Raw genomic sequence first — 20,798 nt, forward strand, 5'->3', positions numbered from 1 at the left:
GAGCGGAGGGGTATCGACGCAGCGGCAGCCCCCGGCATGCGCGAGGCTGGCGCCATGCGTCGCCGAAGGTCGACGACGATGCTACACCGGCGGTTTCAGGAATGCTGGCGCGAGTCTCACCCAATAAGTAGCGCCGACCGGCAACAGGTCATCGCGGCGTCGTTGGGGTCGGTATTGCGTGACACGATCGTCCGCCACGCCCGGGCGATCTGCATGGCGATCGGATCCCGCCGGATCGCCTGGATCTCCGGCCGGTGAGCGACGATTTCTTCGATCAGGGGCATGGCGTCGCCTGTGCGCTTACTCGTAGGTCGTCGCCATCGTCCTGGACATCGGCACGTGCAGCCATTTCTGCACGATGGCATTCAGCGCGCCGTCCTTCTTGGCGGCGGTCAGGGCGGTGTTGACCTTTGCCAGCAGCGGCGCCTCGTTCTTGTTCAGTCCGACATAGCAGGCGGACTCATGCAGCACGTATTTCTCGACCGGCTTGTTCGGCGGATTGCGCGCGGCGATCGCATTGGCGACGAAGTCGCCCGTGCCGACCAACTGCACCTGGCCCGCGAGATAGGCGCTGATCATGCCGTTGTTGTCGTCGTAGCGCTTGATGACGGCCGTGGCTGGCGCGGTGGCGGTCAACTGGAGGTCCTCGAACGTGCTGCGTGCCACGCCGATGGTCTGGCCCGCCAGATCGGCGGGGCCGGTGACCTTCAGGCTCGCGGCGCCATAGACGGCATTGTTGAAGGGCGAGTACGCCTGCGAGAAAGCGATGACCTTTTCCCGCTCCGCGTTCTTGCCAAGGGTGGAGATCGCCAGGTCGACCTTGTGGGTCTGCAGATAGGCGATGCGGTTCGCACTCGTGACCGGGACGAGGTCCAGCTTCACGCCGATGGATTTCGCGATCAGGGTCGCGACGTCGATGTCGAGCCCCTTGACGCTCATGTCCGTGTCGACCGACCCGAAAGGCGGGAAATCCTGAGGGACGGCGATGCGGATCATCCCGCGACTCTGGATTTCGGACAGGGAATCGGCATGCGCCGCGGCGCTCGTCAGCGTGAGCCCGGCGAGGACCGAGGACAAAAGGGCGGTGCGGTATTTCATTGTGCGAGTGGCTCTGCGGTGGAGTGCCCCATTCTTGCAGATGCAAAATTCCCGCGCAATCCCGCCGGAACCCGAGACGCGACTTCTTCAGGCCCCGTGCATCGGTCTCGCGCCACCGCGCCTGTCGTGCGTCTCGGGCGCATGTCCGGATATCCATCCCGAAAATCGGTAAAAAATGCCAAACGTTGAAATGCGGCGCGATTCCCCTTTTGATCGGCGTCTAGCGTTGTCGTTCGGGAACCTACAATTCGCTGGTGGTTACGACACACTGATTCATTCCTACCGGCACGCTCCCGCTCGCTGTTAGGACGTAGAATTTACCGGACACCGACCTCACCATGACTCTTCGCCTTTCGCAGCGCCTGCGCCTCGCCGTGGCTACCGCCGCCCTGTTGCCCTTGCTGCCCCTCGTTGGCCTGAGCCACCAGGCGGTGGCGGGCACGCAGGACACCGCCCTGACGATGGTGCAGCGCTACGATTTCGGCCGGAATCTGCAGAGCATCGGTTTGAACGTCGCACGCGACAGCCGTGCCTATCCGGCGATCGTGCAGGCGCTGGGCGACCACGCGGGCGACACGCTGGTGCACGACAAGCTCGTGCAGTTCGCGCCGAAGTATCAGGAACAATGGGATGCGAATCTGGCCGCGGCCTACAGCGCCGTGTACACCGAGGAAGAGCTGCGTTCGTTCGCCGACCAGGGCGCGGCGTCGGACCGGATCGCCGATTTCAATGCGAAGCGGGGCGACGTGGGCAGCATCATGCGCGACAAGTCGCAGGCCTTGCTGAACGCCTACGTGACGGATGCGCTGAACAGCGCGGCGCGGGCGGCTCGGGAAAGCGCGGCGGCGGGATCTGTGACGGCGGGCGCAACGAATGCGGCGGATGCCGCGAATGCGACGCCGCAGGCGCTCACGGTCGGCGCCGCACTAACGGCAGGTCAGGCGCTCGCCGTCCGGTAGGTCGCTGTCGGCGGAGCCGACGCGTCGGATTGGGTGCGAACCGATCAGGGCAGCAGGTGGGCCGGAACGAGGCGGCGCAGATAACGTTCGCTGCGCTCCAGCGCGCTGTCCGGAATCGTCGAGGCGTTCTGATTTGCGGAAATCTCTTCCAGGATGCGCTTGAGCAGCGGCGCGAATTCCGGATCGGATTCGAAACGCATCACCGTCGCCTGGCTGATCGGCGTCAGCGCCGACAGTTGTGCGGTATGCGTGTCGATCGCCTGGGTATGGGCGTTGATCGACGCATTATGAGCGGTAAAACTGCTGATCAGTGTTTTCTGGACCTGCAGCAGGGCCGTGGTGAGCGTGGCCACTTCCTGTTTCAACTCGGTGATCGCGCGTTGCGTGTCGGTGTCCATGCCGGCTCCGTTCTGTCTGATGGCCTATTCGATGTGTCATTCTCACATGGAAGATCGGTTTCGAACGTGCGGGGGGCATCATAGGCGCGTGATTTCAGATGCGGGCGCGATGCGCTTCGGGCGGTCGGTCCCGTGCCGTCCGCACCTTGCAATGCGAACCCGCCGCGTTATCGGATCTCTATCTCGACGAACACGATCTCCCGGTCCGTCCGGTTGACGACATTGTGCTCCACGCCCTTCAGGCCCGCATAGCTCTGTCCGGCACGCAATGTCGACTCCCGGTCGCCGGTGCGGGTTTCGAGCAGCAGTTCGCCATCCGTTTGCGGGACGACGATGTAGTCGTGCGCGTGAATATGCCAGCCGGTCTCGCTGCCAGGGGCAAAACGCCATTCGGTGACGATGGCCCGGTCGTTCGATACCTGCTGGGTGGGGACGGCGGGAACACGGGACATAGGATTTCCTGACGGGAACGACGAAGGGACGCGGTCATTATCGCCGGATCAAAAGTCGGGGATCGATCGGGTTTTCCCTGCATCGCGGCGACGGGAAAGCGGTCCGGGAGTCGGTCCGGGAGTCGGTCTGGGAAGCGGGAGCGAAACCCGTCTTGACCGAGGCGAAACGCGCGGCGCGGCGGGAAGGTCGGGCCGCGGAATGTTTTTTATCGATCACACGGCGAAAAGTGCCTGTCACGCGCCGGATCTTGCTATAATGCGCGGCTTCGGAGAGATGGATGAGCGGTTTAAGTCGCACGCCTGGAAAGCGTGTTTAGGGTCAAACCTAACCGGGGTTCGAATCCCCGTCTCTCCGCCAGAATACGATGACGAAACGGCCCGCCTGGGCCGTTTTTCAATTCTACCGGCAGAATGCCCGGACGGCGGCCGGCGGCCGGCGGTGTCGAGTCGGGCTTCACATTCTTCGCGAGTCGGGCTGTTCACGGATTCGTCGCGGCCGAAGATCGCACACCCGATGCGAACATCGTCACGAACCACTGGATACTCCCCATGCGCTGCCTTCCCTGCCAGGCGCTCACCGGTCAGCCCGTCGCGACGCCGCCGCACGCGTCGCTCGTCGAGACCGGTCGACGCCCCTACAAGACCGCTGGCTGGATCGGCGGCGAGGAGGCGATCTATCGTTGCGGCGTCTGCCATGAAGAAATGGGGCGCGATACCGACGTCTTCGATCCGTTCAGCGTCTGGGTTAACCGCTGAAGACGTTCGCAAACACGAAACAGACGGGTAAAAGGACGGTTGTCCCGGGGATTGGCGAACGGCGCATCCTTTATCGTGGAGGCTTGAATCGCTTTCATGTTACCGAGATCGCCATGGGCTTAATGGATGTCAATCGCAAGCGCAGTTTCCGGCCGGGCCGCGCTGCCGTCTCCGCTTCGGTCGCGCCGTCCGGCGCCGGCTTTTACCTCGCGCCGGTCGTGGAGGCCGCCGCGTCCACGCCCGTGACGCTCGATCCCGCCGCCGTCGCGCTGTCGAGATGGGTGGCCGAGGGTTTCGATACGCTCGACCACGACGATATCGCGCAATTCCTGGTGTTCGGCCACGCAGGGTTCGGTCGCGACGGCTGACTGGCCCGCGCCACCTGCGCCGTGTGGCGCGCCCTCAGCCGGCGAGATCGCGTTCGGCCAGCAAGCGCGCGCATTCCTCGAGCAGATCCATCGCCACCGGCGACTGGTAGTTCGGGTCGAGGGACTGACTCATTTCGTGCGAGGTATAGAGCCCCGCCTCGCGCGACAGCGTGGCGGCAAGCGTGTGCGCGAATTCGTTGCTCAATGTGGACAGTTCGCGAATCAATTTCGCGTCCGCGACCAGCGCCTGACGGTACAGCCAGACGGTCGCGGTATTCGCCGCGGTCTTGTCGTCGGGCCATTGGCCGTGTTCGTAATACACGGCAAGACGCTCCGCGGTCAGGGCGAACAGCAGCGCCTTGCGGGCGTCCAGATTGAGATTGACGGAAGTCATGGCGTAAGTGAGTGACGGACGTTGCGCGAAAGACTACCACGCCTGTCTCATTATTCGCGCGGCATGGGCGATCGCTGCCGCGCACGCGGATTCGACCGGCCGGTATGGCGTCGATCCACTGCGATGACGCGCTCGCCCGCGACCACATACACCTGGTCGTGCCGTACATCCGATGGATAGCCACCGGTGAAGTCGCCGAACGCGGGCAGCACGCCGAGCGCCGCGCCGAAACGAAAGCACGGCAGTCGCAGCGCGTCGCCCGCGCCCCGCAGATGAAACGTCGGGTGCTCGTGCCCGGCCAGCACATATTCTCCCGCGACCGTGCCCGGATGATGGCACAGCGTCCAGCCGCCCAGCCGCCAGGGCTCGTCGACCTCTTCGATGCGCAATTGCGCGGCCGGCGAACCGGCATGCATATCGTGGTTGCCCCTGACGAGAATCAATTCGAGCGTGGGATGGCGCGCGCGCCAGGCTGACAGCGCGGCGACGATCGACGCGGCTTGCGCCGGGCGCGCATGCAGCAGATCGCCGAGGAAAACGATGCGTTGCGGCGCATGCCGCGCGATGAGCTGGTCGATGCGCGCGAGGTTGTCGCCGGTGGTGCCGTCCGGCACGGCGATGCCCGCGGCACGGAAAGTGGCGGCCTTGCCGAAGTGAACGTCGGCGATCAGCAGACTGCGGGTGAGGGGCTCGAAGGCTGCCCGCTCCGGACAGAGCCAGAGCGGACGACCCGCGACCTCGATCGCCAGCGAAGTCACGAGGGATTCGGCGCCTGATTCGGCGCGCGCCGCGAGGGATGGGAGCGGGGACGGAAGGGACATGGCGATATCGCGATAAGGGGTAGCGCTCAGAACGGACGCAGACGAGGACGACGCTGCCGGGCGCGGCGCGGCCGGCGGCCCGGCATCCGCCGCCCGGACTCGCCGGGAGCATCGGCATCGGCACCGGCATCGGCATCGGCATCGGAACTGGCGTGGGCGTCGGGAGCGTCGTCCACGCCAGCCAACATGGCAGGTTGCGTGCCGGATGACTGCGCCCCGGCAGCGGGCCTGTCGTCGGGCACCGATGCGCCGCCCGGATCGGCCTGCGCGCGACGTGACGCGCGTCCCGCCCGCACGGGCGCGGCGGGGTCGCTCGGTTCCGGACCGGCGGCCCGCTCCAGGTCGGCGAGCATGCGCTGCACGCGGTCGGCGAGTTGTTCGGTGCTGATGCGTTCGCGCAGACGGCCCACCATCAACGGAAAAGCGAAGGGCGTGGGCTTGGCCGGGGTTTCGATCGCGACGCTGCCGCGCGCGATGCGCTGCAGCGCGTCATGCAGGCGGCCGATGTCCAGTTCCTCCAGGAGAATCTCGTTGCGTGCCTGTTCGAGCAGCAGGTTGCCGGGGTCGTGTTTCGCGAACACCTGGTAAAAGAGGCCGGCCGAAGCCTGCAACTGTCGCGCGCTCCGGCCTTCGCCGGGGTGGCTCTGAAAGATCAGGCCGGCGATCCGGGCGATTTCCCGAAAACGCCGCGATGCCAGTTCCGACGCATTGAGACTGGCGAGAACGTCCGCTTCGAGACCGGTTTCGGCGAGAAGGCCGTCCGCGATCAACGCGGGCCAGTCCACCGGTGTGGCGCTGAGCAGCTCGAACCCGTAGTCGTTCATCGAGATCGAGAAGGTACGCGGTGCGCGTTGCGCGGCGCGCCAGGCGAGCAGCGAGGCAAGCCCGAGATGCGCGGTGCGTCCGGCGAACGGATAACAGAAGAAGTGCCAACCCTCGCGGGTATGCAGGGTTTCGATCAGCAGGACGCCGGGACGCGGCAGTTGCGACCAGTCGCGTTGCAGGGCGAGCAGGGGCGCGATCGCACGCATTTCGGGCGCGCCGGACGCGGCGGCGTCGCCGGCACCCACGGCGCCGAGCAGTTCGATGACCGAATTGGCGAGTTCGGACGACAACGGCATCCGGCCGCCCTGCCATTGCGGCACCGTTCCGCGTCGCGCCGCGGCCCGCTTCACGTAGGCGGTCATCTCGCGCACCCGTACCAGTTCGACGGTGCGCCCGGCGAAAGTGAACGCGTCGCCGGGGCGCAGCCGCGAGACGAAGGCTTCGTCGACGGTGCCGATGCGCCCGCCGCTGACCCATTCGATGCGCATCGCGGCGTCGGCGACGATGGTGCCGATGTTGGCGCGATGGCGGCGCGCCAGATCGGCGCGCGGTACGTGGTAGACGCCTGCGGCGTCGGGTGCGATGCGGTGGTAATCCGGGTAGGCGCCCAGCGAGCCGCCGCCATGCTCGACGAACGCCAGCGCCCACTGGAATCGTGCGGCGCTCAGCGTCCGGAACGACCAGGCGCGGCGCACCTCGGCGAGCAGCGCGTCGGCGGTGAAGCCGCCGCCCAGCGCCACCGTGACGAGGTGCTGGACGAGCACGTCGAGCGGTTCCTCGGGCGGCGCGCGCGATTCGATCCGCCCGAGCTCGACCGCGTGACGCGCGGCAGCGGCTTCGACCAGTTCGAGCGCATGCGTGGGCACGAGGGTGATGCGCGAGGCGCGTCCGGGCGAGTGGCCGGAGCGGCCGGCGCGCTGGAGCAGCCGGGCGATGCCCTTGGGCGAGCCCACCTGGAATACGCGATCGACCGGCGCGAAATCGACGCCCAGGTCCAGGCTCGACGTGCAGACGACGGCGCGCAGCTTGCCGGTCTTGAGGGCCGTCTCGACCCAGCCGCGCACGCTGCTGTCCAGCGAGCCATGGTGCAGGGCGATGACGCCGGCCCAGTCGGGGCGCTGGTCGAGCAGGGCCTGATACCAGATCTCCGCCTGCGCGCGCGTGTTCGTGAACACCAGCGCACTGTCGCTCCGGTCGATTTCCGCGGCTACCGCCGCCACCAGCCGGGTGCCGAGATGCCCGGCCCACGGAAAGCGTTCGATGGTGTCGGGGATCAGGGTGTCGATGAGGCGTTTTTTCGGCGTCAGGCCGCGTACCAGATGCGTCGGCGTGCGCACCGCCGCGAGCAGTGCGTCGCGCGCCAGGTCGAGGTCGCCCAGCGTCGCCGACAGACCCCAGACCTGCAGGGCCGGCTGCCACTGCGCAAGACGCGCCAGCGCGAGCTGCACCTGCACGCCACGCTTGCTGCCGAGCAGTTCGTGCCATTCGTCGACCACGACCAGCCGCACGCCGGCCATCGTGTCGTGCGCCGCCGCGCGGGTGAGCAGCAGGGACAGGCTCTCCGGCGTGGTGACGAGCGCGGTCGGCAGGCGGCGGTCCTGCCGGGCACGCTCGGCGGCGGGCGTGTCGCCGGTGCGCAAGCCGACGCGCCAGCGCGAGCCGATGGCTTCCAGTGGCTCGTTCAGCGCGCGGGCGGTGTCGGCTGCCAGTGCGCGCATCGGCGTGATCCACAGGACGGTGAGCGGCGGCGCGGGCACGGCGCGTGGGCGGCGCCCGGCGGCCGGCATGGCCCGGGCAGCGGCGGCGGACGCCGGCGGAGTGGCGGCCGGCGAATCGACGGGCGCCGCCGGAGCGGCCGGCGCATCCGGCGCGGTCAGCGCCTGGTCTCCGCCATATGCGAGAATGGCGCCAAGCCAGACGGCGAAGGTTTTGCCGGCGCCGGTGGTGGCATGCAACAGGCCGCTGTCGCCGGCAGCAAGCCGTTCCCAGACGTCGCGCTGAAACGGGAACGGCCGCCAGCCGCGCGTCCTGAACCAGGCGTTCAGGGGTTTTCCCGCGCCGCGGGCCGCGCGCTTTCCGGTACCGATTTCTTCGATTCCCGCGATTCCCTCGACCTCCCGATCCCGTGCATTCATGCCGCCGCGTCCAGCAACGCGGCGAGCGTGTCGAGGGTATCGGCCTCTTCCAGCGGTTTGTCGAGCCGCCAGCGCAACATCCGCGGGAACCGCACGGCGATACCGGATTTGTGACGCGGGCTGCGTGCGATGCCTTCGAAGGCGATCTCGAACAACAGCGTGGGTTTGACGCTGCGCACCGGCCCGAACTTCTCGACCGTCGTCTTGCGCACGATCGCGTCGACTTGGCGGATCTCTTCGTCGGTCAGCCCGGAATAGGCCTTGGTGAACGGCACCAGCGTCCGTTCGGCGTCGGTCGACGGGCCGCTCCAGACCGCGAAGGTATAGTCCGTGTAGAGATTGGCGCGCCGGCCGTGGCCATGTTGCGCGTACAGCAGCACCGCGTCGACGGTATAGGGGTCGACCTTCCACTTCCACCATTCGCCGCCGGCGCGCGTGCGGCCCACGCCGTAGTGCGCGTCGCGCCGCTTGAGCATCAGGCCCTCGACGCCGCGCGCGCGGCTCTCCGCGCGCAGTCGCGCGAGCGCTTCCCAGGAGTCGGCCTCGACCAGCGGCGAGACCTGCAGCGCTGCCAGCGACGAGTCAGGCAGCGACGAAGCGGGCAGCGACGAGGCAGGCGGGGCCGTGGCGATCCGCGTCAGCGAAGGCGCCAGCAGCGCTTCGAGACGCTCGCGTCGCACCGACTGCGGCTGCTGCCGGAGATCCTCGCCGCGTTCTTCCAGCAGGTCGTAGGCCATGAAGCGCGCCGGCGAATCGGCCAGGATCTTGCGGCCGACGGTTTTGCGGGTGATGCGGGTCTGAAGGCGCGCGAACGGCAGGGGCGCCGTCGCGCCGCTTTCCCAGGCGAGGATCTCGCCGTCGAGGACGATGCCGTCGGGCAGGGCGGCGGCGAACGCGATCACGTCCGGGAAACGGTCGGTGATCAGTTCCTCGCCGCGCGACCACAGCCAGGTGCCGCCGGCGCGGCGCACCAGTTGCGCACGGATGCCGTCCCACTTCCATTCTGCCTGCCAGCGCTCGCGCTCGCCGAGGATCTCGGGCGACTCCTGCAGCGCGTGCGCGAGGAAGAACGGATAGGGCAGGCCGACATCGTCGTCGTGCGCGACGTCGCGGCCGTCGCCCGTCAGGGGAAGCGCGGGGTCGTGCGCCGAATCGTTCCGTGGAGGGTCCACCGCCTGGCCCGGCAATGCCGCCGTGTCGGCCGCGACTTCGATCGTTGCCGTAGCGTCGGCAGCGGCAGCGGCAGCGGCAGCGGCGTCGGCGGCCGGATCGCCCGCCACCAGCCGCAGGAAGCGCTCGGCGGTGGGCATGCGGCGCGTGTCGGTCCAGCCGACCATGCGGTGGGCGACGCGTTTGTGGTCGATGCCGGCCACTTCGGCGAGTGCGCGCACCACCAGCTGCCGCGATACGCCCACCCGGAACCCGCCGCCGATCAGCTTGCTCAGCAGGAAGCGGCCGGACCAGTCGAGCTCGTCCCAATATCCGGCGAGATGCTCGGCGAGCACTTCGGGCGCGGCGCCGCGCAAGGGCAGCAGACGCGCCTCCATCCAGACCGCGAGACCGATATCGGTCGCGGTGCGGGGCGGGGGCAGGATGTGGGCGATGGTTTCGGCAAGGTCGCCCACGGCCTGGTACGCCTCGTCGAACAGCCATTCGGGCAGGCCCGCGATCGCCTGCGCGAGTTCGCGCATCGCGCGCGTCGGCACGACCCGGCGCGGCTTGCCGCCGGCCAGGAAGTAGGCGGCCCAGGCCGCGTCGACGGGCGGCGCGTCGCGAAAGTAAGCGGTCAGCGCGTCGAGCTTGTCGCGCGTCGACGTCGTGGCGTCCAGGGTCGTGTAGAGCTGCGCGAACGCTTTCATGATGCCGCGGAGGAAGTGTCTTCGGGAGAAGCGGCCGGCGTACCGTCGGCGGCGTCGTTGCCGGAGAGTGTCGCGTCGCCGCCACGCGTCGCCGCGTCGTCCTCGTCGCCGTATTCGGTCGAGAACGCCCCTGCTTCCAGGCCCTGTTCGCTCAGCCAGCGCACCATCGGCGCGATCGAACCGTGTGTGACGATCACGCGGCTCGCCCCCGTGGCGACGATCGCCTGCTGGAGGCCGGGCCAGTCGGCGTGATCGGAAAGCACGAAACCGCGGTCGACGCCCCGGCGCCGGCGCGCGCCGCGCAGGCGCATCCAGCCCGAGGCGAAGCCATCGCCATACGTGCCGAAGCGGCGCATCCAGGTCGAGCCGGCGGCCGAGGGAGGGGCGACGATCAGCGCCCCGGCGAAGCGGTGCCTGGCGTCGACATCGGCCACGCGTGTCGTGTCCGGCAGCACGACGCCGGCTTCCCGGTAGGCCTGGTTCAGCGGTTCGACCGCGCCGTGGCAGAAGATCGGGCCGATCGACGGGTCGATGGACGCCAGCACGCGCTGCGCCTTGCCGAACGCGTAGCAGAACAGGACCGACGGGCGCCCCAGCGCGGCGTTGTGCCGCCACCATTCGTTGATCTGCTCCATGGTCTGCGCGGGCGGGTCCCAGCGGTAGATCGGCAGACCGAAGGTCGATTCGGTGATGAAGGTGTCGCAGCGCACCGCCTCGAACGGATCGCAGGTGGGATCGGTCTCGGTCTTGTAGTCGCCCGAGGCCACCCATACTTCGCCGCGATGGGCGATGCGCACCTGTGCGGAGCCGAGCACATGCCCCGCCGGATGCAGCGACACCTGCGTGTCCCCCACGCGCAGCGTTTCGCCATAGGGCAGGGTGCGCAGCGCGATCTCGCCGAGCCGCGCGCGCAGGACGTTCTCGCCCGGCGCCGCGGCCAGGTAGCGGCCATGGCCCACTCTGGCGTGATCGGCGTGCGCGTGGGTGATGATCGCCTGCGGCACCGGCCGCCACGGATCGATGTAGAAATCGCCCGGCGGGCAGTAGAGCCCTTCGGGTCGGGCGACGACGAGATCCATGCGTGCTGCGCTCCAGGCGGTGGACGGTGAGGGCGACGACGTTCGCCCCCTGCCTGAAAGCCTAGCGCAGTTTTGGCGGCCGCGCCGGCGCGCGGGCCGCGCGGCGTGCCTCAACTGTCCTTGTCGAGCCGGAAATACGCATCGAGCAGCGAGGTTTTGTACACGGCGCCCAGCAGCACCGGTTCGGCGAGCGAGCGCACGGCCGGCAGCCGCTCGCCCTGGTGGGCGATGAAGCGCTCGAGGCCGGCGGCCAGCGACATCTCCGGCGTGACGACATTGATGAGGTCGCGGCGCACGAAATCCGCGGCGTGTTTTTCGCGGCCGAGCGCATCCGCCGCCAGCAGCGCGGCGGTCAGATCCTGCAGCGCGACCACGCCCAGGTAATGCTGTCGCGCGTCGACGATGTAAAGGTATTTGACCGGATGCTGCGCGAACAACGCCGCCATGCAGGCGACGTCGGCGTCCAGCGGCAGCACGGTTTGCGCGGGGCGGATCAGATCGCCCATATGCGCGTTGCGCAGCGCGGTTTTCGCGCGCGCGCGCTGGGTGCGCACGGAGATGATCGCGTACATCGACCGTTCGCCGCTGCCCCCCGCCGTGAAATAGGCGAGCACGCAGGCGAGCATCAGCGGCAGCACCGCCTGATAGCTCAGCGTCATCTCGAAAATCATCAGGATGGCCATCAGCGGCGCGCCGCTGGCCGCGGCGAGAAAAGCGCCCATGCCCACCATCGCGTAGACGAAGGGGGCCGAGGTCGTGGCGGGCCACAGCGCGTGGACCGCCGCGCCCTCGAGCCAGCCCACCGCCGCGCCCACGAACAGAACCGGCGTGAAAACGCCGCCGACCGCGCCCGAGCCCACGGTCAGGGCGGTGGCGAGCACCTTGAAAAACAGGATCGTGAGCACCGCGGTCCACAGCCAGTCGTGGTGCAGCAGCGAATTGACGACGCTGTAACCGTTGCCCCAGACCTCGGGCACGGCGATCGAGAGCAGGCCCACGGCGAAGCCGCCCAGCGCCAGGCGCAGCGGTAACGGCGCGGGCAGCCGGGCGAACTGCCGGCGCGACGTCTCCAGCAGACGCAGGAACTGCGGCGCCAGCACGCCGGCGACCAGGCCGAGCCCGACGAACAGCAACTGCTCGATGCCGAAAACCTCGGGGAACGCCGGCATTTCATAGGTGGGGCGGTAGCCCGGAAACGCGCGCATCACGATGTTCGACACGACCGAGGCGACGACGATCGGACCGAAGCGCTCCATGACGATGGAGCCGAGCACGATCTCCGTGACGAAGAAGGCGCCGGCGATGGGCGCGTTGTAGGCCGCGGTGATGCCGGCGGCGGCGCCGCAGGCGACCAGCAGCTTCAGCCGCTCGGGTCGGAAGCGCACGCCCCGGCCGAGCAGGGAAGCCGACATCGCGGCGATCTGCACCATCGACCCCTCGCGGCCGATGGAACCGCCGGACACGATCGTGAACAGGGAGGACGCGGCGCGCAGCACGCTCTGCCGGGCGGGAACGTGCCCGTCGCCCACCGCGATCGCGTTCATGTAGTCGACGCCGGCCGCGGGCGCCGGGATGCGACGCGCGAGCAGGAGAAAGGCGCCGGCGAGGAGACCGCCGGCGGCGGGCAGCAGCAGGCGCCAGTACCAGGCGAGATGCCGGGCCAGTTCGACCACCGAGTCGCTGTTGCCGGCGCTCAGGTCGCCCGCCGCCAGCCATCCCTGAAGCAACCGGATCGCGTCGCGAAACGCGATGGTGGCGAGCGCGCCGATCGCCCCGGCCAGGGCGCCCCAGAGCAGCATCGCATGGCCTTCGGGGAGGCGCAGCGCGCGGAAGATGCGTCGCTGGCGGGAGGGCATGGTCGGCATGGCGGACAGCGCTCGGCTTACCGGCCGGGGGCCCGCGTCGCGCCGCCGTCCTGCATGTCCGTGCCGAGAACCGTCGCCGCGAGGCGCGGGTCGTAGCTGGAGTGGATGTGCGTGCGGGTCTGATCGGGTTTCGCAAGCCGGTAGGCGGCCCGCAGCGCCAGGGCGGCCTCGTGGAATCCGGAAAGGATCAGTTTCTGTTTGTTCGGGTAGGTGGCGATGTCGCCGACCGCGAAAACGCCCGGCGACGACGTCTGGTAACTGCTCGTGTCGACCTCGGCCCGGCCGCCGGCGAGCGCCAGGCCCCACTCGGCGATCGGCCCGAGACTGGCGACCAGCCCGTACAGCACGATGAGCTGGTCGGCGGGCAGGCGGACTTCGCCGTCGCGCCGCTTCACCTGGAGCGCCGCCAGCGCGCTCGCGTGCGCTCCCGGCAACGTCTCGACGGCGTCGATCACGCCGACCTCCAGCGCGATCTCGCCGCGCGCGACGGCACCGCGCAGCGCCTCGACGGTGGCGGGCGCGGCGCGAAAGGTATCGCGCCGATGGATCAGCGTCACGCTCGCCGCGACGTCGCGCAGCGCCAGTGCCCAATCCAGCGCCGAATCGCCGCCGCCGGCGATGGCCACCCGCTGGCCGCGTAGCGCCTCGACCTGGCGGACCGCGTAATGAACGCTGTGGCCTTCGAGCGCGCCGGCCCGTTCCACCGCGAGGCGCTGCGGCATGAAGGCACCGTTGCCGCCGGCGATCAGCACGCTGGCCGCGTCGAACACGGTACCGGTGTCGGTGCGCACCGTGAAGCGCCCGTCGGCGCCGCGCGTCAGGGTCTGCGCCCGCTGCCCCAGATGAATCGGCGCGCCGAACGGCCGGGCCTGCTCGAGCAGGCGTTCGACCAGTTCCCGGGCGGTGCAGACCGGCAGCGCCGGGATGTCGAAGATCGGCTTGTCCGGATAGAGTTCGATGCACTGGCCGCCCGGCTCGTCCAGCGCCTCGACCAGCGCGCAACTCAGCCCGAGCACCCCGGCCTGGAACGCCGCGAACAGACCGACCGGGCCGGCGCCGATAATCAGCACATCGGTGCGAAGCGGCCGCGCGTCATCGGCAGCGGGGGCCACGTCGTGTTGCAGCAGGTCGTCGGTCTGAATGGTCATGGCGTCCAGAAGCCCGAGGGCATGAAATGAAGGGGCGGCCGGGGAAGGGGCAGCCGGGCCGCCGCCGGTCAGCACGCCTGCAAGGGGACGGCAGGCGCCCGCGGTACGGCGCCGTTCGGCATGCCGCCCGTCAGCGTGCCGCCCGGCGCAGGCGCCGCCGTTCGCGTGCCGTCGTCCAGCGCGTGCGCAGACATTCCAGCGCAAGATACACCACCGGCGTCGTGTAGAGCGTGAGCAATTGGCTCACCAGCAGTCCGCCGACGATCGAGATGCCCAGCGGCTGGCGCATCTCCGAGCCTTCGCCGATGCCCAGCGTCAGCGGCACGGCACCGAGTACCGCGGCGAAGGTGGTCATCATGATCGGCCGGAAGCGCAGCATGCAGGCCTGATAGATCGCCTGGTGCGCGCTCGTGCCGGGCACCCGTGAGGCGACGATCGCGAAGTCGATCATCATGATCGCATTTTTCTTCACGATGCCGATCAGCAGGATCACGCCGATCAGCGCGATGATGCCGAATTCGGTGTTGAACAGGCGCAAGGCCAGCAGCGCGCCGACCCCCGCCGAGGGCAGGGTCGAGAGGATCGTGATCGGGTGCACATAGCTTTCATACAGCACGCCGAGCACGATGTACACCGCCGCGATCGCCGCCAGGATCAGCAGCGGCATGTCCGACTGCGATTGCTGCGCGGTCGCCGCGGTGCCGCTCGCCGAGCCCTGGATGGTGCCCGGCACGCCGATCTGCGCCATTTTCTGCCGGATCGCCGCCAGGGCGTCGTTCAAATTGCGCCCCGGCGGCAGATTGAACGAAATGGTCGTCGCCACGAACTGCCCCTGGTGGTTCACCGCCAGCGCGGTGTTGCCGGTACCGAAACGCGCGATCGCCGACAGGGGCACCATGGTTTCCTTCGACGTGCTGACCGCGGCGCCGGTCGAGGTCGCGCTCTTGCCGGACGACGCGATCGAATTGGTCGCCTGATTCTGCGTCGCCGCGGCGTTCAGGGCGGCGGTGGTGCTGCTGCTTGAGGTGGCCGTCGCTGTGGTCGTTGTCGTTGTCGTTGTCGTTGTCGTCGCCGTCGAATCGGTCGTCGCATTCGTCGAGCTGGTGCCGGACGTGTTGCCCGAGGTGCTGATCCAGATCTGCTTGAGGATCTCGGGATCCTGCCAGTATTTCTGCGCGACGGTCAGAATGACGTGGTATTGATTCATCGCGTTGTAGATCGTCGATACCTGACGCTGTCCGAATGCGTCATACAACGTGTTGTCGATCTGCGCGGGGGTGATGCCGTAGCGGGCCGCCGTCGCGCGGTCTATCTCGATATCGGTCTCCAGCCCCTTTTGTTGCAGGTCGGAACTGACGTCGGTCATTTCGGGCGATGCCTGCAACGCCTGCGTGAGCTTGTTGGTCCACTGGTACAGTTCGGCGGAGGAGTCGCCCAGCAGCGTGTACTGGTATTGCGCGTTGCTTTGCCGGCCGCCCGAGCGGATGTCCTGCGCCGATTGCAGGAACAGCCGCGCGCCCGGCAGCCCCTCGAGGCGCGGACGCAGGCGGGCGATGACCTGATCGGCCGACACGGTGCGCTGGGAGCGGGGCGTGAGCTGGACGAACACCATGCCGCTGTTCGAGGAGCTGCCTGTCGAACCGACCACGCTCGCGACCGCGGGATCGGCGCGCACGATCGCCATCATCTCGGCGAACTTGCCTTCCATCGCCTGGAAGGAGATGTTCTGGTCGGCCTGGATGCCGCCCATCAGCCGGCCCGTGTCCTGCTGCGGGAAAAAGCCCTTTGGAATTTTTACGTAGAGATAGCTGTTCAGGCAGATCGTCAAAAACAACAGCAACAGGACCGCGGGCGGGTGACGCAGCGACCAGTCGAGCGTCGTGCCGTAGCCCTCGCTCACCCGCGTGCCCCAGCGGGCGAGCATCGCGCCGCAACGCTGCCAGAAGCCCGGGGCGGCGGTCTCGCGGGCAGACGTGGCCCGCTCCGCGGGGCCGCCGAGCAGCAGCGCGCACATCACCGGCGTGAGCGTGAGGGAGACGAGCAGCGAGACGCCGATCGACACCGACAAGGTCACCGCGAACTCGCGGAACAGCCGGCCGACGATGCCCGACATCAGCAGGATCGGCAGGAAGACGGCGATCAGCGAGAGCGTGATGGACACCACCGTCGGGCCGACTTCCTTGGCGCCGAGCAGGGCGGCCTCGCGGCGCGACATGCCGTTTTCGGCGTGCCGCGCGATGTTCTCCAGCACGACGATCGCGTCGTCGACGACGAAGCCCGTGGCGATGGTCAAGGCCATCAGCGACAGGATGTCGAGCGTATAGCCCAGCAGGTACATCGCGGCGAAGGTGCTGACGATCGACACCGGCACCACGACGGCCGGGATCAGCACGGCGCGTACGTCCCGCAGAAAGGCGAATACGACCGCGATCACCAGCAGCACGGCGATCAGCAACGTCAGTTCGGTATCGTGCAGCGACGCGCGGATCGTCGTGGTGCGGTCCTGGGTGAGTTCGACGTCGACGCTGGCGGGCAGCGCGGCGAGCAGTTGCGGCATCCGCTGCCGGATGCGGTCCACCGTCTCGATCAGATTCGCGCCCGGTTGCGGAAAGATGATCATGATGACGGCGCGCTGGTTCCCGGACATGCCGAGATTGCGCACGTCTTCGACCGAATTGACGACCTTGCCGAGGCTCGACAGATGCACGGGCGAACCGTTGCGATAGGCGACGATCAGATCCTGGTATTGCGCCGCGGCCCGCGCCTGGTCGTTGGTGTACAACTGATAGCGCAGCGCGCCGTTGTCGAACGACCCTTTCGGGCTGTTGGCGTTCGCCGAGGCCAGCGCCGCGCGGACGTCCTCGAGGCTGATGCCATATTGCGACAAGGTCTGCGGGTCGAGTTCGATGCGCACCGCGGGCAGCGCGCTGCCGCCGATCGTCACGTTGCCCACGCCCTCCACCTGCGACAACGATTGCTGCAGGACCGTCGCGGCGGTGTCGTACAGCTGACCCATGGAGAGCGTGGGCGAGGTCATCGTCAGCAGCAGGATGGGCGCGGACGACGGGTTGAACTTGCGATAGGTCGGATTGCTTTTCAGACTCGCCGGCAGATCGGCGCGCGCCGCGTTGATCGCCGCCTGCACGTCGCGCGCGGCGCCATCGATGTCGCGGTTCAGGCTGAACTGCATGATGATGCGTGCCGTGCCCGAGGTGCTCATCGACGTCATCTCGGTCACGTCCGCGATCGCGCCCAGCCGGCGTTCGAGCGGGCTGGAGACGCTGGTGGCCACGGTTTCGGGACTGGCGCCCGGCAGCGTGGCGGTCACCACGATGGTCGGCAGGTCGATCTGCGGCAGCGGCGCGACGGGCAGTTTCAGAAACGCGAAGACGCCGGCCAGCGCGAGCCCGATCGACAGCAGGACCGTGCCGATCGGGCGCAGGATGAAGAGACGCGACAGATTCATCGGCGTGCGCTCAGGGCCGCGGGCGTTGGGCACGTTGCGCCCGCCGCGCCCGGCGTGCCGCCACGCCGCGACGCCAGCGCGCGCCCAGACCGTCGAATGCCAGATAGATGACCGGCGTGGTGAAGAGCGTCAGCAACTGGCTGACGATCAGGCCGCCGACGATGGTCACGCCCAGCGGATGGCGCAGTTCCGATCCCGAGCCGGTGCCCAGCATCAGCGGCAGCCCCGCCAGCAACGCCGCCATCGTCGTCATCAAGATCGGTCTGAAGCGCAGCAGGCAGGCCTGATGGATCGCGTCGCGCGGCGACATACCCTGTTCGCGTTCGGCGACCAGCGCGAAATCGATCATCATGATCGCGTTTTTCTTGACGATGCCGATCAGCAGCACGATGCCGATGATCGCGATGACATCCAGGTCGTTGCCGCTCAGCATCAGCGCCAGCAGCGCGCCGGCGCCCGCCGAGGGCAGGGTCGAGAGGATCGTTATCGGATGGATGAAGCTTTCGTACAGCACGCCGAGCACGATGTACATCGTCACCACGGCCGCGAGGATCAGGAACAGTTCGTTCGACAGCGACGATTGGAACGCGAGCGCCGCGCCCTGGAAATTGTTCGTGAACGACGTGGGCAGGCCGACGGCTTGCTCCGCCGCCGTGATCGCGTTGACGGCCTCGCCGAGCGATGCGCCCGGGGCGAGGTTGAACGACACCGTGGCCGCCGGGAACTGGCCCAGGTGGTTGATCAGCAGCGGCGCGGGGCGTTCCTCGAAACGCGCGATCGCCGACAGCGGCACCTGATCGCTGCTGCCGCTGGACGACGGCAGACGCAGCGCGCCGAGCGCGGCGATGCTTTGCTGCAGCGCGGGCTCCGCCTCCAGGATCACGCGGTACTGGTTCGATTGCGTGTAGATCGTCGAGATGATGCGTTGTCCGAACGCGTCGTACAGCGCGTTGTCGACCGTCGCCGGCGTGATGCCGAAGCGTGCCGCGGTGTTGCGGTCGATATCGACGTAGATCGAGCGGCCGTTTTGCTGCAGATTGCTGCTGACGTCGGCGAGCACCGGCGACGCCGACAGTTTGGCGATCAACCGGGGCATCCAGGTGTCGAACGCCTGCAAATTCGGGTTCTGCAGGATGAACTGGTACTGCGTGAGACCGGAACTGGATTCGATCGTGAGATCCTGCACGGGCTGCATGAACAGCGAGACGCCGGCCACGTGGGCGGCCGCGGCGTTGAGACGGCGGATGATCGCGCTCGCCGTCGCGCTGCGGTCGTCGCGCGGTTTCAGGTTGATCAGGAAACGGCCGCTGTTGAGCGTCACGTTCGTGCCGTCGACGCCGATGAACGACGACAGGCTCTCGACGTCCGGGTCCTGCAGGATCACCGCCGCCAGCGCCCGCTGGCTGGCGGCCATCGCCTGGTACGAGGTGGATTGCGCGGCAACCGAGACGCCCTCGATCTGGCCGTTGTCCTGAACCGGAAAGAATCCCTTCGGGACGAAAATATACAGCGCGATCGTGGCGACCAGCGTCAGGATCGCGACCAGCAGGGTCAGCGGCTGGTGATCCAGCACGACGCGCAAGGCCCGGTCGTACTGACCGATCACGCCCTCGAAGAAACGGTGCGAGGCGCGCTCGAAACGGCTCTGCACCGGCGGCAGCGGCTGGCCCGCGGCGTCGCTGCGGGGAGGCTGGTGGCGCAGCAGTTTCGCGCACAGCATCGGCACGAGCGTGAGCGAGACGATCGCCGAGATCACGATCGTCACCGCCAGCGTCACGGCGAACTCGTAGAACAGCCGGCCGACGACATCGCCCATGAAAAGCAGCGGAATCAGCACGGCGAGGAGCGACACGGTCAGCGAGATGATCGTGAAACCGATCTGCTGCGCGCCCTTGAGGGCGGCCTGCAGCGGCGGGTCGCCCGCTTCGATGTACCGGGAAATGTTCTCGATCATCACGATGGCGTCGTCGACGACGAAGCCGGTGGCGATCGTCAGCGCCATCAACGACAGATTGTCGAGCGAAAAGCCGAACAGATACATGACGCCCAGCGTGCCCACCAGCGACAGGGGCACCGACAGGCTGGGTATCAGGGTCGCGTACCAGTTGCCGAGGAACAGATAGATCACCAGCACCACCAGCGCCACCGACATCGCCAGTTCGAACTGCACGTCGCGCACCGAGGCGCGGATCGTCGTGGTCCGGTCGCCGAGCATCGTGACGTTGACCGCGGCGGGCATCGCGGCCTGCAGCTGCGGCAGCAGTTGCTTGATCTGCTGCGCGACGGCGATCACATTGGCGCCGGGTTGGCGCTGGATGTTGAGGATGACCGCGGGCGTGCCGTTCATCCAGGCGCCGAGGTATTTGTTCTCCGGGCCCTGGGTGACGGTCGCGACGTCGGTCAACATCACGGGGCGGCCGCTGCGGTAGGCGATCACCGCGCGGCCGTATTCGTCGGCGCTTTGCAGTTGATCGTTCGCGTTGATCGTGAACGAGCGCGATGGCCCGTCGAAACTGCCTTTCGGGGTGTTGACGTTGAGGTTGGCGATGGTGGTGCGCAGATCGTCGATGCCCAACCCGTACGCGGCGAGCGCGCGGGGGTTCGCCTGGATGCGCACGGCCGGGCGCTGGCCGCCGCTGATGCTGACCAGGCCGACGCCGCCCACCTGCGAGATCTTCTGCGCGATGCGGGTATCGGCGTAGTCCTCGAGCTGCGTGAGCGGCAGCGTATTCGAGGTGATCGCCAGCGTCATGATCGGCGCGTCGGCGGGGTTCACCTTCGCGTAGATCGGGGGCGCGGGAAGGTCGCTTGGCAGCAGGCTGTTCGCCGCGTTGATGGCCGCCTGCACTTCCTGCTCGGCGATATCGATCGGCATGTCGAGCGCGAACTGCAGCGTGATGACCGAGGCGCCCGCCGAGCTTTGCGAATACATCTGGTTCAGGCTGGCCATCTGCCCGAACTGCCGCTCCAGCGGCGCGGTCACCGACGTGGTCATCACGTCCGGACTCGCGCCGGGGTAGAGGGTCTGTACCTGGATGGTCGGATACTCGACCTGGGGCAGCGCCGAGACCGGCAGGAAGTGCAGCGCGAGCAGGCCGGCGAGCAGGATCGCCGCCATGAGCAGCGCCGTGCCGACCGGACGCAGAATGAAAATGCGGGAGGGATTCATGCGGGC

Annotated in this window: 16 protein-coding genes and 1 tRNA gene; 4 read left to right on the forward strand and 13 right to left on the reverse strand. The window is 68.1% G+C overall.

The genetic code is table 11. From position 1 onward, the window contains the following. Nucleotides 1–116: 116 nt before the first annotated feature. Together OVY01_RS11305 and OVY01_RS11310 are read right to left on the reverse strand one after the other, a co-directional pair. On the reverse strand, nucleotides 117–284 hold the full coding sequence (locus tag OVY01_RS11305; protein ID WP_267847521.1) for a hypothetical protein: 168 nt from the start codon (nucleotides 282–284) through the stop codon (nucleotides 117–119). A gap of 16 nt (nucleotides 285–300) precedes the next feature. Beyond that, complete coding sequence (locus OVY01_RS11310) at nucleotides 301–1,098, reverse strand: transporter substrate-binding domain-containing protein (RefSeq protein ID WP_267847522.1); 798 nt, start codon at nucleotides 1,096–1,098, stop codon at nucleotides 301–303. A 338-nt stretch (nucleotides 1,099–1,436) separates the two neighbouring features. On the opposite strand from OVY01_RS11310, the gene OVY01_RS11315 reads away from it, so the two are divergent. Next, a complete protein-coding gene (locus OVY01_RS11315) occupies nucleotides 1,437–2,057 on the forward strand; it encodes a hypothetical protein (RefSeq protein ID WP_267847523.1) in 621 nt (206 codons plus the stop codon). Between the two features lie 44 nt (nucleotides 2,058–2,101). Here the strand turns inward: OVY01_RS11315 and OVY01_RS11320 are convergent, their stop codons facing one another. Both OVY01_RS11320 and OVY01_RS11325 read right to left on the reverse strand, forming a co-directional pair. Further along, nucleotides 2,102–2,455: a hypothetical protein gene (locus tag OVY01_RS11320; RefSeq protein ID WP_267847524.1), complete on the reverse strand. Its 354-nt coding sequence runs from the start codon at nucleotides 2,453–2,455 to the stop codon at nucleotides 2,102–2,104. 167 nt (nucleotides 2,456–2,622) lie between these two features. Further along, entirely contained in the window at nucleotides 2,623–2,907 is a 285-nt protein-coding gene (locus tag OVY01_RS11325) for a cupin domain-containing protein (protein WP_267847525.1), read from the reverse strand. 268 nt (nucleotides 2,908–3,175) lie between these two features. On the opposite strand from OVY01_RS11325, the gene OVY01_RS11330 reads away from it, so the two are divergent. The 3 genes from OVY01_RS11330 (at nucleotide 3,176) to OVY01_RS11340 (ending at nucleotide 4,031) form a co-directional block, all read left to right on the forward strand. Next, a tRNA-Ser gene (locus OVY01_RS11330) sits at nucleotides 3,176–3,265 on the forward strand. Nucleotides 3,266–3,456: 191 nt separating this feature from the next. Beyond that, entirely contained in the window at nucleotides 3,457–3,663 is a 207-nt protein-coding gene (locus tag OVY01_RS11335; protein WP_267847526.1) for a hypothetical protein, read from the forward strand. A 113-nt stretch (nucleotides 3,664–3,776) separates the two neighbouring features. Then, nucleotides 3,777–4,031: a hypothetical protein gene (locus tag OVY01_RS11340; protein ID WP_267847527.1), complete on the forward strand. Its 255-nt coding sequence runs from the start codon at nucleotides 3,777–3,779 to the stop codon at nucleotides 4,029–4,031. Between the two features lie 34 nt (nucleotides 4,032–4,065). Here the strand turns inward: OVY01_RS11340 and OVY01_RS11345 are convergent, their stop codons facing one another. The 9 genes from OVY01_RS11345 to OVY01_RS11385 all read right to left on the reverse strand — a co-directional run bounded on the left by OVY01_RS11345 (nucleotide 4,066) and on the right by OVY01_RS11385 (nucleotide 20,792). Then, nucleotides 4,066–4,425 (reverse strand): hypothetical protein, encoded by a 360-nt coding sequence (locus OVY01_RS11345; RefSeq protein ID WP_267847528.1) that lies wholly within the window; start codon nucleotides 4,423–4,425, stop codon nucleotides 4,066–4,068. Between the two features lie 50 nt (nucleotides 4,426–4,475). Further along, the gene (pdeM, locus tag OVY01_RS11350) at nucleotides 4,476–5,246 is read right to left on the reverse strand and encodes a ligase-associated DNA damage response endonuclease PdeM (RefSeq protein ID WP_267847529.1); all 771 of its coding nucleotides are present in this window, start codon (nucleotides 5,244–5,246) and stop codon (nucleotides 4,476–4,478) included. Nucleotides 5,247–5,272: 26 nt separating this feature from the next. Beyond that, nucleotides 5,273–8,206, reverse strand: coding sequence for a ligase-associated DNA damage response DEXH box helicase (locus tag OVY01_RS11355; protein ID WP_267847530.1), 2,934 nt, complete (start codon nucleotides 8,204–8,206; stop codon nucleotides 5,273–5,275). After that, nucleotides 8,203–10,065, reverse strand: a complete 1,863-nt coding sequence (locus tag OVY01_RS11360) for a cisplatin damage response ATP-dependent DNA ligase (protein ID WP_267847531.1) — start codon at nucleotides 10,063–10,065, stop codon at nucleotides 8,203–8,205. The genes OVY01_RS11355 and OVY01_RS11360 overlap by 4 nt, the downstream gene beginning before the upstream one ends. After that, entirely contained in the window at nucleotides 10,062–11,144 is a 1,083-nt protein-coding gene (locus OVY01_RS11365; protein ID WP_267847532.1) for a ligase-associated DNA damage response exonuclease, read from the reverse strand. Before OVY01_RS11365 ends, OVY01_RS11360 begins: the two co-directional genes overlap by 4 nt. Nucleotides 11,145–11,254: 110 nt before the next feature. Next, nucleotides 11,255–13,009 (reverse strand): ClcB-like voltage-gated chloride channel protein, encoded by a 1,755-nt coding sequence (locus OVY01_RS11370; RefSeq protein ID WP_267847533.1) that lies wholly within the window; start codon nucleotides 13,007–13,009, stop codon nucleotides 11,255–11,257. A 17-nt stretch (nucleotides 13,010–13,026) separates the two neighbouring features. Beyond that, nucleotides 13,027–14,157 carry an NAD(P)/FAD-dependent oxidoreductase gene (locus OVY01_RS11375; RefSeq protein ID WP_267847534.1) on the reverse strand — a complete coding sequence of 377 codons (1,131 nt, stop codon included), beginning with the start codon at nucleotides 14,155–14,157 and terminating at the stop codon, nucleotides 13,027–13,029. A 130-nt stretch (nucleotides 14,158–14,287) separates the two neighbouring features. Beyond that, nucleotides 14,288–17,623: an efflux RND transporter permease subunit gene (locus OVY01_RS11380; protein ID WP_267847535.1), complete on the reverse strand. Its 3,336-nt coding sequence runs from the start codon at nucleotides 17,621–17,623 to the stop codon at nucleotides 14,288–14,290. 10 nt (nucleotides 17,624–17,633) lie between these two features. After that, on the reverse strand, nucleotides 17,634–20,792 hold the full coding sequence (locus OVY01_RS11385) for an MdtB/MuxB family multidrug efflux RND transporter permease subunit (RefSeq protein ID WP_267847536.1): 3,159 nt from the start codon (nucleotides 20,790–20,792) through the stop codon (nucleotides 17,634–17,636). Nucleotides 20,793–20,798: the final 6 nt, after the last annotated feature.

Source organism: Robbsia betulipollinis, assembly GCF_026624755.1.
Lineage (GTDB): Bacteria > Pseudomonadota > Gammaproteobacteria > Burkholderiales > Burkholderiaceae > Robbsia > Robbsia betulipollinis.

Coding starts and splice junctions, on each gene's coding strand:
- OVY01_RS11360 (WP_267847531.1), bottom strand. CDS start 10,065: ATGAAAGCGTTCGCGCAGCTCTACACGACCCTGGACGCCACGACGTCG.
- OVY01_RS11310 (WP_267847522.1), bottom strand. CDS start 1,098: ATGAAATACCGCACCGCCCTTTTGTCCTCGGTCCTCGCCGGGCTCACG.
- OVY01_RS11320 (WP_267847524.1), bottom strand. CDS start 2,455: ATGGACACCGACACGCAACGCGCGATCACCGAGTTGAAACAGGAAGTG.
- OVY01_RS11305 (WP_267847521.1), bottom strand. CDS start 284: ATGCCCCTGATCGAAGAAATCGTCGCTCACCGGCCGGAGATCCAGGCG.
- OVY01_RS11365 (WP_267847532.1), bottom strand. CDS start 11,144: ATGGATCTCGTCGTCGCCCGACCCGAAGGGCTCTACTGCCCGCCGGGC.
- OVY01_RS11315 (WP_267847523.1), top strand. CDS start 1,437: ATGACTCTTCGCCTTTCGCAGCGCCTGCGCCTCGCCGTGGCTACCGCC.
- OVY01_RS11375 (WP_267847534.1), bottom strand. CDS start 14,157: ATGACCATTCAGACCGACGACCTGCTGCAACACGACGTGGCCCCCGCT.
- OVY01_RS11345 (WP_267847528.1), bottom strand. CDS start 4,425: ATGACTTCCGTCAATCTCAATCTGGACGCCCGCAAGGCGCTGCTGTTC.
- OVY01_RS11325 (WP_267847525.1), bottom strand. CDS start 2,907: ATGTCCCGTGTTCCCGCCGTCCCCACCCAGCAGGTATCGAACGACCGG.
- OVY01_RS11335 (WP_267847526.1), top strand. CDS start 3,457: ATGCGCTGCCTTCCCTGCCAGGCGCTCACCGGTCAGCCCGTCGCGACG.
- pdeM (WP_267847529.1), bottom strand. CDS start 5,246: ATGTCCCTTCCGTCCCCGCTCCCATCCCTCGCGGCGCGCGCCGAATCA.
- OVY01_RS11370 (WP_267847533.1), bottom strand. CDS start 13,009: ATGCCGACCATGCCCTCCCGCCAGCGACGCATCTTCCGCGCGCTGCGC.
- OVY01_RS11385 (WP_267847536.1), bottom strand. CDS start 20,792: ATGAATCCCTCCCGCATTTTCATTCTGCGTCCGGTCGGCACGGCGCTG.
- OVY01_RS11355 (WP_267847530.1), bottom strand. CDS start 8,206: ATGAATGCACGGGATCGGGAGGTCGAGGGAATCGCGGGAATCGAAGAA.
- OVY01_RS11340 (WP_267847527.1), top strand. CDS start 3,777: ATGGGCTTAATGGATGTCAATCGCAAGCGCAGTTTCCGGCCGGGCCGC.
- OVY01_RS11380 (WP_267847535.1), bottom strand. CDS start 17,623: ATGAATCTGTCGCGTCTCTTCATCCTGCGCCCGATCGGCACGGTCCTG.